Source organism: Arthrobacter terricola (assembly GCF_004354015.1).
GTDB lineage: Bacteria > Actinomycetota > Actinomycetes > Actinomycetales > Micrococcaceae > Arthrobacter > Arthrobacter terricola.
This window is the reverse complement of record NZ_SMRU01000002.1, coordinates 154,872-169,877: the sequence shown is the minus strand read 5'-3', so window position 1 is coordinate 169,877 and position 15,006 is coordinate 154,872. Positions and strand designations below refer to the sequence as shown.

The following is a 15,006-nucleotide window of genomic DNA, read 5'->3' as shown; positions in this document are numbered from 1 at the left end:
CACTGCGACAAGGAGCGGCGAGTTCTTCAAAGAGCCCGACGTAGGTTAGCTTTGTTCAAGTGTTTCTGCGCCCGAGTGGCGGAATTGGCAGACGCGCCGCACTCAAAATGCGGTATCGAAAGGTGTGTGGGTTCGAGTCCCACCTTGGGCACGTGTTTCCGCAGGTCAGGGGGCCTTTGGCCCTCTGGCTGTGCACAAGTCTTCTTTTATGGGCCCCTTCGGGGGCCCTTTTGGTCGTGGCCGGTTGTGGGCCCGGGCACTTCCTTTCCTTGGGATGGGCGAGGGTTCTGTGTTCTTGCTTGTTCATGGTGGGCTCGACAAGGGGCTACATGACTTGTGAGGGTTTTGGTGGCCTGGATTTTTGGTCAAGACGCGGGTTGGGCAGCTGAAGCCCGGGCTGTGAGCCAGTGACGAATGCAATTCGATACGGCCCCGGCCCGTGTCCAAATGTCTTCAGACCCCGCGTGGGGCGGCCGCCAGCTGGGCGGTAGCGTGACCCCGAGAGTCGCACATGGCCTCCACCCTGCTGGCCGATGCTTGCAAGGCAATGTCCGTTGGGGCGTCACCGTTTAGCCGCCTTGTTGTTCAAGGTGCCGTCTGAATTGACTGCCCGCTTATACACTGCGCGTGTCTGTCGTATTCGGGCGGGGTTCTGATAGTGGGAGCACGGCTGGGCCGAGGGGCCGGAGTGCAACTTGGGGAACCGGGACCGATCCAAAAGTTCGCGAGGAAATAAGCGACGAAGGAGCGCCGAACGAAGTTTTGGATCGGTCCCGGCGCTTGGCGCCCTGGTTGCGCGGAGGACCCGCCCAGCGACCATGGAGCATCAGAACGACAAACAGCCAAGCACCTTCCGGTCCTTTATGGTCGTTCGGGAAGGATGGGGCATGACGTGATCTGTGCGGTCTGGTCCTCCAGAAAGCCGCAGCCCGTCAGGGTGGTCTGCGCGCCGCGGTGATCTTCCAAGGCCCGTTCTGTTCGTTCGGCGACGTGGGACCGGGGCGTCGGTGCGCGGAGTTGTTGCGTTCGTCACATTTCATGCCTAGGCTGGCGTGGGCGGTCGCAGCGTCGCGGCCGCTCACGAAGGTAGGAGCATCATGACAGACAAGCTCAACGTCCTTGTCCGGGTGGATCTTGATTGCGCCCACGCTCAGATAAGGGCACAGGGCCGCGTGACGGCTCAGAGCATCGATGCTCTTTATGTCATCGTCAAACGCGCCAACGCGCTGATGTCGGGGTTGGCTGTGGAAATCGATATGGTCCACGCCAGCGTCGAACCTGACGCTCTGGATCAGTTGCGCGCCTGTTCCCTGTCGCATCACCTGCCAGCGCACATTGATCCATTCCAGTCGAACTGCAGACTCAGCATCCTCACGGCCGGGGATGATTTCGCCGCGACGGGGACTGCGGCGCGGGCGGCTTGACCTCCCATGCCCGGCATAGCCGCGCACCGGAGTCTTGGCCTGTGCCGGTGAAGGCGGACCTTCCACCAGCATAGGAGGCTCCGACGACCTATGCCCGGGCAGGGGAGATACCCACCCCACCCCGCCACTTCGCGCCCGCGGGGCAGGTGGTCTATTCGGTGCCCGCAGCGAGCAGGGGGCGACGCAGGTATCGAACGGTTCGTCCGGTTGAAAACAGGTAGCCAACCCTCAAGCGGCGGCATGCGTCGTGGCATAAGGTCTATTTGAGGGTCGTTTCTTTGAAAACTGCTCTCGGCGGTAGCTGCGCCAATGCCCGGAACAAGGGTGACACCGGGCATTGGCGCGTTTCTTGCCGGGCCTCGCGGAGGCTGTGCGAACATGCCGAAGGCGCGCTAACGCCGGCCACGCCAGTGACCTGGGGGCCGGGTCGGTCCTATGGCAGGTTGTATGTGGGGCGTCCCAGGGGTTGCTGCTGGGGCTCTAGTCCGTTGCCACTGGTCCGGTAATGTGCAGGCCCGGGAACGTCCTGCTCTTTCCGTTCTTTCCCGGGCGCAGCCGCGCGATGCGGAGTGCGGTGCCGAAGGCGTGAACTGGTGGGCATGGGCAGGAGAATCTCCGTCTCTAAGCGTAAGGGGCTGCTGGAGCCGGACAGGACCTTGTGGGCGACAGGCCGCTTGTTGGCCGTGTGCCGGCCGGGTCGGCGGAGGGAGGACGCCAGCCATCCGGTCTCGATTCGTTCACCTTGGGAGCGTTGCAGCTGGTGTTCGATACCGTCTTCTTTTTTCGTTCGCCTCGGCGTCGACTCAACCTCGCCAGAGGACCGTGATGGCTTCGCCGGTGGGGCACTGCCTTGACGTGCAACGATACGTCAAGGCCATTGGGATCACGGCGCGGGTCCGTGCCGGTGTCGGTGTCGGCAATGATTTGCTGGATGAGCTGGTCCCGGGGCGACGGCCACCGCACGTCCCCGAGCGGCCGGACGGGTACTGGTTGCCTCCACGGCCACCGACCGGGCGGGCCTCATTGTTACGTCAGACTCTGTCTGCATGCGTATCTCCCTCGGGAATCTGCACAGGAAGTGCGGGGCCACGGTGCGCAGACAGTCCCCAACAAGGCTGCCGTGGTCCGATGAATTCAACCGTAATGACGAACGGGCCACCGCGCTCCTCGTTGGCCCTTCGCAGCGGGGTTGGCCTCTCTTAGGGACAAAGAGCTGGCCTGTCGACGAAGATGCAGTTGCTCTCCGCGCCCTCGTGACCGAAGCGGACGGCTATCACTTCTTTCAGGCCTAAGGCAAGGCCGCTCGAATGTTTCCTCCAGCAAAACAGTCAACCGCGACGATGCCCGGCTGGCCTTCTGACCTGGGCGGTTGCCGCCGCTGCTCCGGCCCACCGTGCCCGGAAATGACTTCAAACGATCTACGGTTCCTCCAGAACTGTGTGGGCAGGGTCCTCGAGCCCATGGCGACTCTCTTCCCGGCCGTGCGGCACCCTGGTTAGGTCTTGTTGTGGGTTCTTCGTATTTTGCGGGCGTTGGATCGCAGTTGGATGATCCTTGCCGCGCCGGCCGCGGCCACGAGGATGCCTCCGGCCACGGCGGCGATGAACAGCGCCATGCCCAGGGAGACTGAGCCTGCCAGCCCGAGGAACAGAACGTTGACTGGTTGCTGGTTCTGCAGGATGAAGATGATCAGCAGTATCAGCGCGAGCAGGGCAACGATGACGGCAGCCCAAATGACGCCGGCGCGGGTTGTTCGGGGCTTTGGTGCAGCGGCAGCCCGGGGCGGGGCCTCGGCTGGGCGTGGGCCATCAGCCCCGGGCGCGGCCCCCGACGGTGGGCCTTAGGGCTGTTCTCCGGGCACTTGAGGTGTCGCTGGGTTCGACGTCATTATGGTTGACCCTTTGTCGGTTTGCTTAGTGGATCTTGCTCAGCGGGGCCGGTTGCTCTCCACGACGGGGCATTCGAACGGACCGCCGGCAAACAGGCCGACAGTGTTGAGATACCGGATGACGACCGCGTAGGAGGTGACGAGACTGGTCTCGGTATAGGGGATTCCCTGTTCCTGGCAGCACGAGCGGACCAGCGCGGCCGCGCGGTGCAGGTAGGGCCGCGGCATGTCCGGGAACAGGTGGTGCTCGATCTGGCGGTTCAGTCCGCCCATCAACGCGTCCATGAACCTGCCGCCGCTGATGTTGCGTCCGGTGAGCACCTGCCGGTGAAGGAAATCGGCCCGGCTGGAGGCGGCCAGGATCGGCATGCCCTTGTGGTTCGGTGCGAACGAGGCGCCCATGTAGAACCCGAACACACCCACTTGGACGCCCAGGAACGCGAACGCCATGCCCAACGGCAGCAGCCAGAACACCAAGGCAGGGACCACGAGCAGACGCAGCACCACGATCGGGATTTCCACCCAGCGATGGTCCACTTTTCCGCGGCGGAATAGGTACTTCAACGAATCAACGTGAAGGCTCAGGCCCAGGAAGAACAAAAGCGGCAACAGCAGCCATCCCTGCTTGCGCGTGACCGTGACCATGAACCCGCGCCGGGATGCCGCGGCTTGCGGATGGAAGGCGATCGCCCCGGTGTGGATATCGGGATCCTTATCGATCACATTCGGGTAGTTGTGGTGACGGGTATGCTTCTGCGCCCACATGGCGTAACTGATCCCCACCAGACCGGTGCCGATCAACCGGGCGGACCATTCATTAATCCGCTGGGAGGCGAAGATCTGGCGGTGCGCAGCCTCGTGGGCCAGGAAGCTGAACTGGGTCAGTACCACGCCCATGCCGGCGGCGACCAGCAACTGGAACCAGGTGTCCTGAAGGAGGATGAACCCCGTCCACGTGCCTGCCCACGCCGCCATCAGGATGGTGAAGAGCACGATGTAAAAACGTCGCCGGCGGCGCAGGAGACCTGCTTCCCGTACCTGTTTCAAGAGGATCACGTAGCTGTTGACCACTTGGTTCGGGGACCGGCGAAACCGCGGACCTTCAGCGGGAGACGGTGTTGTGTCCATAATGCCTCGAACCATTCACGGGCGAGTGCGGCACTCAACTTCGGCACTTCAAACCCTAGCCTTCAGCATACGCCCGGACGATTGTGACGGCTCATCGAACGTGTCAATCATCTTTGGCCCCATCAAAGCGGTATGTGTGGCCCCACTTGTGTCGGACCCGCTGCCTCACGGCATGCGAGTTATCTCTTCCGTCGTTGGCAGGTCTTGAGCCTCACCAATGTGATGTCAGATCGCGGGATTGTGGGGTGAATCGGATTGACGGCGGACCTTCTATGTGTCCCGGATTTCGTGCAAGGTCACGTCAAGCATCTGGACGTCGATATCGCCAAGAGGCATCAGCCCGGCGATAAACGCATCCAGGTCAGGAATTGACGCTGTACCACCGCGCGCAACGAACTCCACCCACATCTCTGCCATGCCCAAGGTCACCGCTCCTGAGCAACTCGGAAGCTTCTGCCCGGACTTCCTCAACCGTTGCCATGTCTAATGCCACTTCCTCGCCCCAGGAACTCCTACATACCCGATGTACCCGATGTGGCGGGTCGGAAACGGCTAATACTTCAGAGGGTTTGTTGGGCGATGGCATGGGCCAAACGATATGAGCCCTCCGGTTTAGATGATGGTGCCATTGAAGGTCAACCGGTTCACGTTAGCTGCGCAGCGCCGCGGGTCAGTCAGATTTTCGTCCAGCCGGAGAACGACTGTTGGACGCGATAGCGATCGAGTTCTCAGTTCGGCGATGCACCTTGTGTCGGACCACAAGAGCACGAACCGACAAGCCCTCAACCCGGGCATCTCGCCACCCACGAAGGTGTCCCGCACCCGGCCGGCCGCAAACCGACTTGCCGGGATCGACACTGGAGTGTAGGTGGTGCCGTCGCGGACAAAGACCAGAGTGCGTTGAGCCGGCGCGGGCCGCAGCGGCCCGGTCCCACACCATGGCGACCCGGAAACCCAGTCTTCAAAGCGCCGCAGTAGCTTCGCCGAAGCGGGAAGCTACTGTGGCCCAGCCTCGTGGATCCTCCAGCCTTCGGCCGGCGTGTACGACGCAAGGACTGAGCCATCGCCAAAGGCGGGACTTGATCCGTCGGCATGCCGCAACACAGCTGAGGTGCACTGCAAACCCCGCAGAACGTCCTTCGCCCTGGTTAGAGCCTCGCCAAAACTGGTGGACTGGATAAGGGAACGACCGGCAGCCTGGTCGGTCACGTATTCCAGGAAGTACGCCATGGGCGGAGTATGACACCCCTGTCAGAGCCGGTATATGGCCATAAGTCACGGCCTGGTTAGAGCCATCACCAAAGGGTCCACACCGTCGGCTCCGTCGTTAATGCGGCGATCACAGTGTCCGATCAGCTGTGATTCGCAGCGATAAATGGCGGGATTTTCGTCGGGGATGGCATTGAGAAACGTCTCGCCCTCTACCCCCACCTCTACATCCAGATCGGATTCGCCCAGGAATACCAACCTGACGAACTCACCGCATCGGGCCCTTCCCCGACCGTGAATTTTGGTTGCCGGTCCCCAGACAACTCAAGGTGAATTTGACCTCTCCACGGCGGGGATTTGGGAGCCGTTGGGGGTAGCCCCCTCCCGCTGGGCCCGGGCATCGAACCCGAGGGGACCAGCGGCGTCTGGGCGTAGTGGAGAGTCCATGCCAGGAACCGGGATTCTCTCCGCCGCTGGTCCCGTCTGTCAGCCGGACACCGAGTTCCAGCCGGTGCCCCTCACACCAAGTCTCCTGTCATAAGTCAACCTCGTTCCCGGTGCTCCGCACATGAGTGGCGAGTACTTTACTTTCCGGGGCCATGGCCGGCCAGCCCGCTGACATTCCTGGCGGGCCCCGAAGAGGGCAGGGACTGACGCTCCAGAACGCGGCCGAACACCTCAATCCATGGCCGTCTTGCCTCCCGCGCGCGGACCGGGAGACCCTCAACCCGGGCATCCCGACGGAACTGCGCGAATAACTCCACCCTCGACTCCATCCACACCAGCCTTCGGCCGCATCCATCCACTGATGAATCCAACGCTGAAGGACGGCCACACATAACCGTCACAATTGCCCGGCGAGTCACGAAGTGGGGCCAGAAATACCCGTCCTGCCGGGGCCATCCAAACCTGTCATAGCCAGCTCATCCCGAGGAGGGCCACTTTGGGCTGCGCCCAGTTATCCAGCGTCCCAAGTCGGGCGTGTCATCCGCATAGAGCCGGTAATGACGGCCACGAGCCTCTGCAGAGGCTTAGGGCTTTGGGGGGGGTCCCGCAGACCGCGTGTTGCAAAATTGGGACCGCTATGGCCAGGGTGGGCATGACGACTCCGATTGGCGCCTATTGGCGCCGGGCCTCATCACGGTGGGCCTGGGCTGTCTGGCTTCGAGGGCCACGAGTGGCGCGGTCCTGACCTCCTTTCCCGCCACACCGCACTACGCCCGGCCCCTGCCAGCCGGCGCGGCCGCTCACAGCGCCGTCGTCGGTCCGCCGTAACTAGGATCATCTGGGGGAAGAGCTGCGAAAACTGCGTCTCAGACCAATACACCGGAAGGAGCCCGGGCCTCCTCGAATACCAGTGGCGCCACTATAATTTGGTTCATACCCCGCGGTGGGAGATGGGCGATGGTACGCGGATTTGGCAGGCGCAATATGGGCAGGCGCGGAATTGGTCTGTTTGGGATCATTTATCTGGCCGTCGGGGTGCTGGTCGCCGGTACCCACGGCTATCTGGTGGCATGGAACATTCCCGGCAACATTCTGGAAGGCCTGGTGGCGATTGTGCTCTGGCCGCTGGTGGCCCTCTTCGGTGTCGATTTCCATGCGTTGATCGCGTAGGTCCTGCGGTTATCGGGGGTACCGTGCGGGGTGCTGGTGGCACACATCGTTTTGCTGTTTTGGCAATGGGCTCTGCGCCGTCCTGGAGCGGTGAGGATGAAGTGCGATTTGCGGCTGGGCACGGAGGACCCGGAAACAGATCGGGATCCCGGCCGCGTCTGGCCCGGCGCGGTCGAGAGCTATGCGGACTCGATCATCAACTGTTAACCCCGACCAGGGCTTTAAATCAGCCCTCGCACTCGATGCAGTAGGCGTGTCCGTCTTCCTCGCGGGCCATCTGGGAGCGGTGGTGGACGAGGAAGCAGGAGTAGCAGGTGAATTCGTCCTTGCGTTGTGGAACGACTTGGACGACGAGTTCCTCAGCGATAAATTCTCCGCCGGGGACCCCGACGCTGTCGTCCTCATCTGCCACGTCCAGCTCACGAACCACGCTATGCGGGTCGGGCGCGTTGGCTGATTTGAGGGCCTCGAGGGAGTCGTTCTGTGATTCCTTGACCTCGGTGCGCAGTTCGTCGTAATCAGTCGCCACTTGCATGGATCCCTTTCCTTACTCGGGTTGTCGGACATGCAACGTACGGCACGCCGGCATAATTCCCCGACACGGAGGGTTTAGCAGAGCTTCGCGTGAGCGGCTAGGAAGGCTCCCTTCTTCGCGTTCGCATCGATCAACTTTTGCTCTGCCATGGCAATGACGACGCCCAGTCGCGCCCCCTCGCGGCCTGGAAGCGTTGTGTACCCGATACCCACAACCACCCGGGCGAACCAGTCACGGACGGTGACGGTGGACAACCGGCGCCCGGCCCTCCACAGAAAGATCCGGCTCGCCCCCGGAAACCGGGCGAGTCGCCCCCGCACTCAACTCAGCGCGAGGGCTTCATATACTCAACGTCCGGCATGTCACCCCTTACCCGGGGACAACATGCCCGATCCTGAAACGTGGAGAGCGCCGAAGGCGCGGCCGTCGTGGATGCCGCCCAGGGTGTCCGGGGACGCTCGCACGACGGCTTTCCTGTAGGACTGCCCTTGTCATCCGGTCACCTCTCGTGGGAGATTTTAAGTACCATCACTCGTGCGCGCGGACGCGCAGAGTCGTTGACTTGTCGCGAGGAACCCGGCGTGGGTCGGTCCGACCGGCCTTGGTGCCGGCTGTCAGACCGGGGTCGGCGGCGGGACCATCCTGGAGCCCACACGCCGCTGGCCCCTCGGACCGGGGTCATTCGGTATCGGCACGTCCTGCCTGATCCTCCGGCAGGACGTGCCGCGGTTGTCATTGCCTCTTTCTTGCCGGGTTTTGCTCAACTGTGCTTGGGTCCGGAGTTTCAACAGGTCCGATTCGGCCCATGGGCTCGCAGCGGGCCGTCGAGGACGAAGACGATCCTCGGGCTCATGCAGATCCGCACTCTTTCCGTTGTGCCGGTCGGCGACACGTGCAGGCTCCCCGTGTCCTGCCTGACCCGCAGCGCGGCCTGCTGCGACGTCAGCGGGGCCGGTCAGATCGAGGCAAGGTTCGACTCACCCCAGGGGGCCAGCGACGTCAGGGATTCGACGTTCCGAGTTCCGAGTTCCGAGGATACTCCCGCTTCCCCAAGGGCAGCAACCGGTTACGGCTGGAGATCCCGCCCCTTCCAGGAAGCTGGTCTTAGGGATCACACGGCAGCGCCTGTACCGGCGGGTTTCCCCGACCGGGGTTGTGGGTTCCTCGCCTCGTCACCTTGTTGGCCCCCGGGCCGACAGCTCCGGCACGCTAACCGGCGTCCCGTTCCCAGGTGAGGCCGAACGGCACGTCCTCGCTGAGGCTGACTGTGTATTTTCCTACCCCGTGTCGGGTGATCAAGATGCCGCAGCGGCGTTCGGCGAGGGCTTCCTGCCGGACCGCTTCAACGGCCGCGGCGAGTTCGGTCTCCAATGCTGCCGCGTTTGAGACCGTAACTTCCAGAGTGGGCTTGAGCTGGGTCATGATCGGTGCTTCCTGTTCCGGTTGCGTTGGCGGGGTCTCCGGCGGCAACAGGGGTGCCCTCGGGGTTTGTTCAGTCGCCGTGACCGTCGCTGGCGTCGGTGAAGAGCTCGGCGATGAATGCCACAGTAGATTTTCCGTCCCCCAACGTGGTGTCAGCGGTGATGATGGCGGCCGTGAGGCGCCCGTCCGGGGTGGTAGTCACCAGGGGCGCTTCGGCGAGAGAGAGGCCACGGACGCCGTCGAGGGTGTCAGTGATCCATCCGGAGCTTCCGCCGAGCAGGTGTGCGGAGCCCTCGGTATAAGCGTGCGGATATACCCGCGTGAGTTCGGGAAGATCCCTGGCTCCCATGGGCCGGACCGGGACCGTCGCCGGACTGCTGTCCCGCGCCCCGGTCAGCGCAGCCAACGTGATCAAAGGATTCATGACAGCCCTGGCCTCACCTGTTCGCCGATGACACCCCCTGAGAACAGTGTCCATCCTCCCGGTCGCGCACGGAAGAGCGACGGTCTCGACGTTGTACCGGACTTCACCTTGAACTTCTGAGCGGCGGTTTCTCGGCATTCAGGCCACACGGGCTGCCGGGTTTCACGGATCTTCACGAGTGCGTCAATTAGGCCGCTGACCGGTGGGGGCTGGTGTTGAGGACTCCAGGGCCATCGTTCCTGGTTCATTTCCGGGACTGCTGGCGGCTGAACGCGTGCGGCTATGTCGGGCTCTGGTGCAGCCAGCTCATGGCACCAAGCAGCTTGTCCAGGTTGCTCAGCACAGGCTGCTCCGAAAGTACGGGAGTTGTGGAGTCGGGCATGGACATCGGGTGCCCAAAGTTCCCTGCACAAAGCGTCACTTTGGTCGGGAGCCGTCTGCGCGAAACGTCAATGGATGTGAGGGTACGGCGGCCCGCCTCTCGGCGTTATCCTGGTCCCGGCTGTCAGCGTCTCGGGAGGCCTTGAACGAAGGCGTCGGTAAAGGTTTTGGTAGTAGCGGCGTGAAATTGAAGCGCTAAGGCCGTGCCGAACCGAGGTTCACGATGCGCCGGCTCGCTGGCGGGAGAAGGTCACTTGGCCGGCGCGGCGCGCCGGACGGCCCTGTAGACCGTGGAGGGGGCGACGCCTAAGAGTTCGGCGATCTGCGCTGTAGTGTGTGAGCCGCCCTCGTGAAGGCTCACAAGGTGGGCTTCCTGTTTTTGGCGAGTTTGGGCTGTCGACGTCGAAGCTTGCCTTGGCCTTCGCCGCCGCCATGCCTTCGCGGGTGTCAACGGCAACTTAGAAATGACCGGGCGCGGCATGTTGGTTTGACCGCTGGCGGCAGGTGATTGACCGGTCGCGGCAAGTATTTTTGGACAGGGTCAGGCGCCCCGGGCATGCCGGGTTTCAGGGCGCCTGACCAGTTTTTGGGTTAGTTCATGGGGCGGGTTCCTTTCCCGTTCTGGGCTTGCATTAGCCTGACGGACTCGCCGCTGGTCTGGCAGAGGTGGGCGTGGTGGAGAAGCCGGTCCACGGTCGCGGTGGCGATGGTTTTGGGCATGAGCTCATCGAACCCGGAGGGGTGGATGTTCGAGCTGATCGCCAGGGACCGTTTCTCGTAGGAGGCCTCAACGACGCGGTAGAAGCCCTCGGTCGAGTCCGCGGAAACCGGCAGCAGGCCGATGTCATCAACGCAAATCAGATCCACGCTGGTAGCCCGGGTGATGGCTTTGTTGACGCTGTCATCGATGCGGTGCCGGCGCACGAGGGCGCCGAGGTCTTCCATGCTCAGCCAGGACACGGACATGCCCTGGTCGATGGCCTGCTGGCCCAAGGACTCCAGCAGCAGGGTTTTGCCGGTGCCGGAGGGCCCGCAGGCGATCAGGTTCTCCCGCCGCCGCACCCATTCCAGGGTGCGCAGGAACGATGTCGTTGCGGCCGGGAGGGTGGACAGAGCCTCGTCCCAGACATCGAAGGTCTTCCCGGAGGGGAAACCTGCGCGTTTGCGCCGCGTGGCCAGCATCGAGGCGTTCCGACCGGTGGCTTCGGCTTCGAGCAGGACACGGACGACCTCGGTGGGGTCCCAGCGCTGAGCTTTCGCGGTGGCCAGGACATCGGCGACGACCGCGCGGGCGTGCGGCATCCGGGTCGTGCGCATAAGCGCGATCACCTGCTCCACCGCCGCGTCGGTCAGGGGCGGGGACATGGTGTCAGCGCTCATCGAGGGCTCCTTCAAAATCGCCGTCAACGACTGGATCGGTGGTCGGGGCGGTCGTGGGTGTCGTGCCGAAATTCGCCCAGGAGCCGGTGCCCTGGCTCAACCATTGGCCTTGGTCGGTGACGGTGCGGGTGGCGCGGGTGGTGTGGCCTGTGCCGCCGGCGGTATTGACGATGGAGCACAGGTCCTCGTGGGTGAAGCGATGATGCGCCGCGGCGGAACCGAGGCCCTTGTCGACCTCGTCGGTGCCCAGGACCTTCGCGAGGGTGACGGCGCGTTCCATTTTGTGCCGGATCTTCTGGGTTCCGGCATCGGCGGCTTCCTTGAGCCAGAGCGCGGCGCCGAGGGCCAGGAACTCTTCCTCGGCCTTGTTGGTGGGGCGGATGACCCGTTCGAGGGCACCGGACGGGGCCGGCGGGAAATGGGCGTCGATGATCGCCGGGGTGCCGGGAAGGGTGTCCTTGTGGCGGGCGACCTCCACCGGGCCGGCGTCGCCGACGTGGACGATGACGACCTCGGTCTCGGTGCCGCGCACCCAGACCATCTCACCCATCAGGGTGTGCGGGACGGAGTACCGGGACTGTTCGAAGGTGATCATGGGCGTGTTTGGCGGGACCTGGCGGGTGTGGCCGAAACTGGCCGTCACGGGGGTTTCCGGGACCGGGTGCAGCCGGGGACGTTCGAGAACGCGGAGCATGTCCTTCGGGATCTCCAGAGTGGCCCGGTGAACCCGCGAGTTCACCTCCTCCATGAACGCCTCACACGCGGCTTCCAGCTCGGCGAAGGACCGGTACTCGGGCAGCAGGTTCGTCTCTTTGGGGACGAGGTCGGCTTTGGCGATCTTGACCGCGTTCTCCACCCCGCCCTTCGAGGCCGGGTCGGCCGGAATGCACGTCTGCATGGACGTCGAATAGTGCCTGGAAAACGCCACGATCTGCGCGTTCCGAACGGGGATTCCGGCGGCGTGCTCGATCGTGACCGTCTTCTCGTTGTCAGTCAAAATGTAGGTCGGGATCCCGCCGATCAGCCTAAACGTCCGGTCCAGGGCGGCGAAGACGCTCGGCATCGTCTTGTCCCGCAAGGCGATCACGATCCGGAACCGCGAGAAGGCCAGCCAAGCGACGAACAACACGGTCTTCACACCGTCAACGACGGGGCCATCCCCGTAGTCGAACTGGAGCCAGAGCCCTGGCTCCGGCGTCCAGGGCCGGTGCACGCGCACGTTCCGGGCCCGGTATTTGGCCTTCAGTTCAGCCAGCGTTGTCCTGGTTGTCCGCTCACACCCGGTGAACCCCAGAGCGAGGAGCTTCTCATGCACGACATCACCGCGGATCTTCCCACGGGACTGCTCGACCCAGGAGATCATCTGCGGCAGGAACGGGTCGGTCATCCGGCCGCGTTGCCGGGCCACCGGCGCCTGCGCGCCTTCCTGACGGGCCTTCACATAAGAGCGCACCGTATTGTGTGAAACGCCGCAGATCTTCGCGGCATCCCGGTAGGACCGGGTCAAATCGTAAGCAGCTAAAATTTCCATGAACTCTCCTGGAGACTTCATAACGAGCCCCTTCCTTCCCGCAACGGGTGAAATACACGATTGGCATCGCCATTTCACCGCGGAAGGAAGGGGCTCTCCTCGTAACGACACGGGGAATGGACAAGGGGAATCCCAGCACGCCAAGCCACACACCATGGCCTACTGCTTGAATTCCAGGGGTCGTTGCAACACCCGTGCTTAGCTGGCTATCAGTAAATCACGTAGACGCTCGGCTGGCGTGTCCCAGTCGAGTGTTTTGCGTGGTCGTGCGTTGAGTTCCTGGGCGACGTGCTCGAGGTCCTCGGGCCCGTAGGCGTTCAGGTCGGTTCCTTTCGGGAAGTACTGGCGCAGCAGCCCGTTCGTGTTCTCGTTGGATCCGCGTTGCCTGGGGCTGGCGGGGTCGCAGAAGTAGACGTCCATGTCGGTCGCGATGCTGAAGGCCTTGTGCTTGGCCATTTCGGCGCCTTGGTCCCAGGTCAGGGATCCTCGCAGGTGCGCCGGCAGTGTCCCCATGGTCTTGATCAGCCCGTCGCGGACCGACTCGGCGGTATGGTCCACCGGCAGGTGCACCAGCATCACGTAGCGCGTGGTGCGTTCGACCAGGGTGGCGATCGCCGACTGATTGTAGGCTCCGGTCACCAAGTCCCCTTCCCAATGGCCTGGGACGGCGCGGTCTTCGATCTCGGCGGGGCGTTCGGAAATGTTGATCATCGGGTCACGGAACCGGCTGGTGCGTTCTTCGGGATTCTTGTGCTGCTTGCGGCGTGTCCGGCCGCTGCGCAGGGCCTCTTTGACCTCGCGTTTGAGTCCGCCTCTGGCCTGGAAGTAGAGGGCCTGGTAGATCGTTTCGGGGCTCAAGCGCATCTGCTCGTCATCGGGGAATTCCTTGATCAGCAGCTTTGAAATCTGTTCCGGGGACCAGCGTGTGAGGAGCTTGGTCTTCACGTAGTCGTGCAGTTCCCCGGGTTCTGCCAGCTTACTGTCCTTCGGCCGTGCCCGGGCTGCAGCGGCCCGGTGAGCACCGTAAGGCCGGTAGCCCAGCACCGGGTGGCTGTTGCGTTTGATCTCCCGGCTGATGGTGCCCACGGACCGGCCCAGTGCCCTGCCGATCGCCTTCATTGAGGTCCCGTGGGAGTGCAGGTCCGCGATTCTCTCCCGCTCTGACAAGGAAACATAGCGGGCGCTGATGGGCTGTTCCAGAGCTTCCAACGCCACCGGTGCGGGTACCGGCTCCCTCAGTGAGGCTGGCAGTTCCGGAACCGCCGCTGCCGTCAGCTCTGGTGCCGCTGCAGGGGCCGAAGGTTCCGCGAATGTAGTTCTCACTTCCTGTTTATACGGCAGATCCACGGCATGACCTTGGGCCGCGGCCGTGTCCTTTGCAGCCTGTTGCCGGTCCCACACGTAGGAGCTCTGTTTGCTGGCGCCGACGGCGAGGGCGGCGTCCCTCCGGCCGGTTCCTTCCTGGCGCAGGCGCAGGTAGTGAATCTGTTTCGCCGATGGGCCTCGCGTACCGACGGAGACCAGGCCGGCGGCCTTGGCCCAGTTGTGGCAGGTGGAGTGGTTCAGGCCCAGTTGCCGGGCTGCCGCGCTGACGTTGCCGACTTCGCGCAGCAGACCCAGGAATTCCTCAATCACCTCCGTTGAGTGGCGTCGCGCCGGATCAGTCATCACAGTTCCTATGGCCCGTGGTTTTCTCCAGGCAAGATTGACCTTGCCGGCCCAGTTATGCGCGGTGCTGATGTTCAATCCCAGCTCCTGGGCGGCCGCGGTGATGGTGCCCATCCGGTCCAGAACGGCATAGAAGTGGTCCTTGTCCGCCTGGCCATACTGGCGCTGCGGCCTGATCCCGGCGGCGTTCGCCCACTTCTGGCAGGTACTCCTGTTGATGCCGAGCTCCTGAGCCGCCTCGGCGACAGTTCCCAGCCGCGCAACGGCGGAAAGGAAATCCTGTCTTTGCGCACGGGTGTGGGACTGCTGGGAACGCTTCCCAGGTTCCCCGGCGCTCGACGCCGGTTCTTCCGTAAAAGGAGATTTTTTCCTTAAGGAGAGACTATTTTTCGATGGTGA

At 63.4% G+C, this 15,006-nt stretch carries 13 protein-coding genes and 1 tRNA gene; 3 read left to right on the top strand and 11 right to left on the bottom strand.

Translation table 11 applies throughout. From position 1 onward, the window contains the following. Positions 1 to 69: 69 nt before the first annotated feature. Together E1809_RS02480 and E1809_RS02475 are read left to right on the top strand one after the other, a co-directional pair. Positions 70 to 151, top strand: a tRNA-Leu gene (locus tag E1809_RS02480). 946 nt (positions 152 to 1,097) lie between these two features. Continuing rightward, the gene (locus tag E1809_RS02475; RefSeq protein WP_133202641.1) at positions 1,098 to 1,424 is read left to right on the top strand and encodes a hypothetical protein; all 327 of its coding nucleotides are present in this window, start codon (positions 1,098 to 1,100) and stop codon (positions 1,422 to 1,424) included. 1,495 nt (positions 1,425 to 2,919) lie between these two features. Here E1809_RS02475 and E1809_RS27280 read toward each other — a convergent pair. The 3 genes from E1809_RS27280 to E1809_RS26535 form a co-directional block, all read right to left on the bottom strand. Further along, positions 2,920 to 3,102, bottom strand: coding sequence for a lipopolysaccharide assembly protein LapA domain-containing protein (locus tag E1809_RS27280; protein WP_268908657.1), 183 nt, complete (start codon positions 3,100 to 3,102; stop codon positions 2,920 to 2,922). A 249-nt stretch (positions 3,103 to 3,351) separates the two neighbouring features. Beyond that, the gene (locus E1809_RS02465) at positions 3,352 to 4,440 is read right to left on the bottom strand and encodes a fatty acid desaturase family protein (protein WP_133202639.1); all 1,089 of its coding nucleotides are present in this window, start codon (positions 4,438 to 4,440) and stop codon (positions 3,352 to 3,354) included. A gap of 270 nt (positions 4,441 to 4,710) precedes the next feature. Then, on the bottom strand, positions 4,711 to 4,857 hold the full coding sequence (locus E1809_RS26535) for a hypothetical protein (RefSeq protein ID WP_205754077.1): 147 nt from the start codon (positions 4,855 to 4,857) through the stop codon (positions 4,711 to 4,713). 2,196 nt (positions 4,858 to 7,053) lie between these two features. Between E1809_RS26535 and E1809_RS02450 the strand changes: the two genes are divergently transcribed. Continuing rightward, positions 7,054 to 7,266 carry a hypothetical protein gene (locus E1809_RS02450; protein WP_133202637.1) on the top strand — a complete coding sequence of 71 codons (213 nt, stop codon included), beginning with the start codon at positions 7,054 to 7,056 and terminating at the stop codon, positions 7,264 to 7,266. A 226-nt stretch (positions 7,267 to 7,492) separates the two neighbouring features. Here E1809_RS02450 and E1809_RS02445 read toward each other — a convergent pair whose 3' ends face one another. The 8 genes from E1809_RS02445 to E1809_RS02410 form a co-directional block, all read right to left on the bottom strand. Beyond that, entirely contained in the window at positions 7,493 to 7,795 is a 303-nt protein-coding gene (locus E1809_RS02445; RefSeq protein ID WP_133202741.1) for a DUF4193 domain-containing protein, read from the bottom strand. A gap of 80 nt (positions 7,796 to 7,875) precedes the next feature. Then, complete coding sequence (locus E1809_RS02440; protein WP_133202636.1) at positions 7,876 to 8,055, bottom strand: hypothetical protein; 180 nt, start codon at positions 8,053 to 8,055, stop codon at positions 7,876 to 7,878. A 955-nt stretch (positions 8,056 to 9,010) separates the two neighbouring features. Beyond that, the gene (locus E1809_RS02435; protein WP_133202635.1) at positions 9,011 to 9,223 is read right to left on the bottom strand and encodes a hypothetical protein; all 213 of its coding nucleotides are present in this window, start codon (positions 9,221 to 9,223) and stop codon (positions 9,011 to 9,013) included. Between the two features lie 70 nt (positions 9,224 to 9,293). Beyond that, on the bottom strand, positions 9,294 to 9,647 hold the full coding sequence (locus E1809_RS02430; RefSeq protein WP_133202634.1) for a hypothetical protein: 354 nt from the start codon (positions 9,645 to 9,647) through the stop codon (positions 9,294 to 9,296). Between the two features lie 631 nt (positions 9,648 to 10,278). Beyond that, positions 10,279 to 10,509, bottom strand: a complete 231-nt coding sequence (locus E1809_RS02425) for a helix-turn-helix domain-containing protein (RefSeq protein WP_235835398.1) — start codon at positions 10,507 to 10,509, stop codon at positions 10,279 to 10,281. Between the two features lie 110 nt (positions 10,510 to 10,619). Next, positions 10,620 to 11,408, bottom strand: coding sequence for an ATP-binding protein (locus E1809_RS02420; RefSeq protein WP_133202633.1), 789 nt, complete (start codon positions 11,406 to 11,408; stop codon positions 10,620 to 10,622). Then, on the bottom strand, positions 11,398 to 12,960 hold the full coding sequence (gene istA / locus E1809_RS02415; protein WP_133202632.1) for an IS21 family transposase: 1,563 nt from the start codon (positions 12,958 to 12,960) through the stop codon (positions 11,398 to 11,400). Before istA ends, E1809_RS02420 begins: the two co-directional genes overlap by 11 nt. A gap of 177 nt (positions 12,961 to 13,137) precedes the next feature. Beyond that, the gene (locus tag E1809_RS02410; protein WP_456236602.1) at positions 13,138 to 14,607 is read right to left on the bottom strand and encodes an IS30 family transposase; all 1,470 of its coding nucleotides are present in this window, start codon (positions 14,605 to 14,607) and stop codon (positions 13,138 to 13,140) included. Positions 14,608 to 15,006 lie beyond the last annotated feature (399 nt).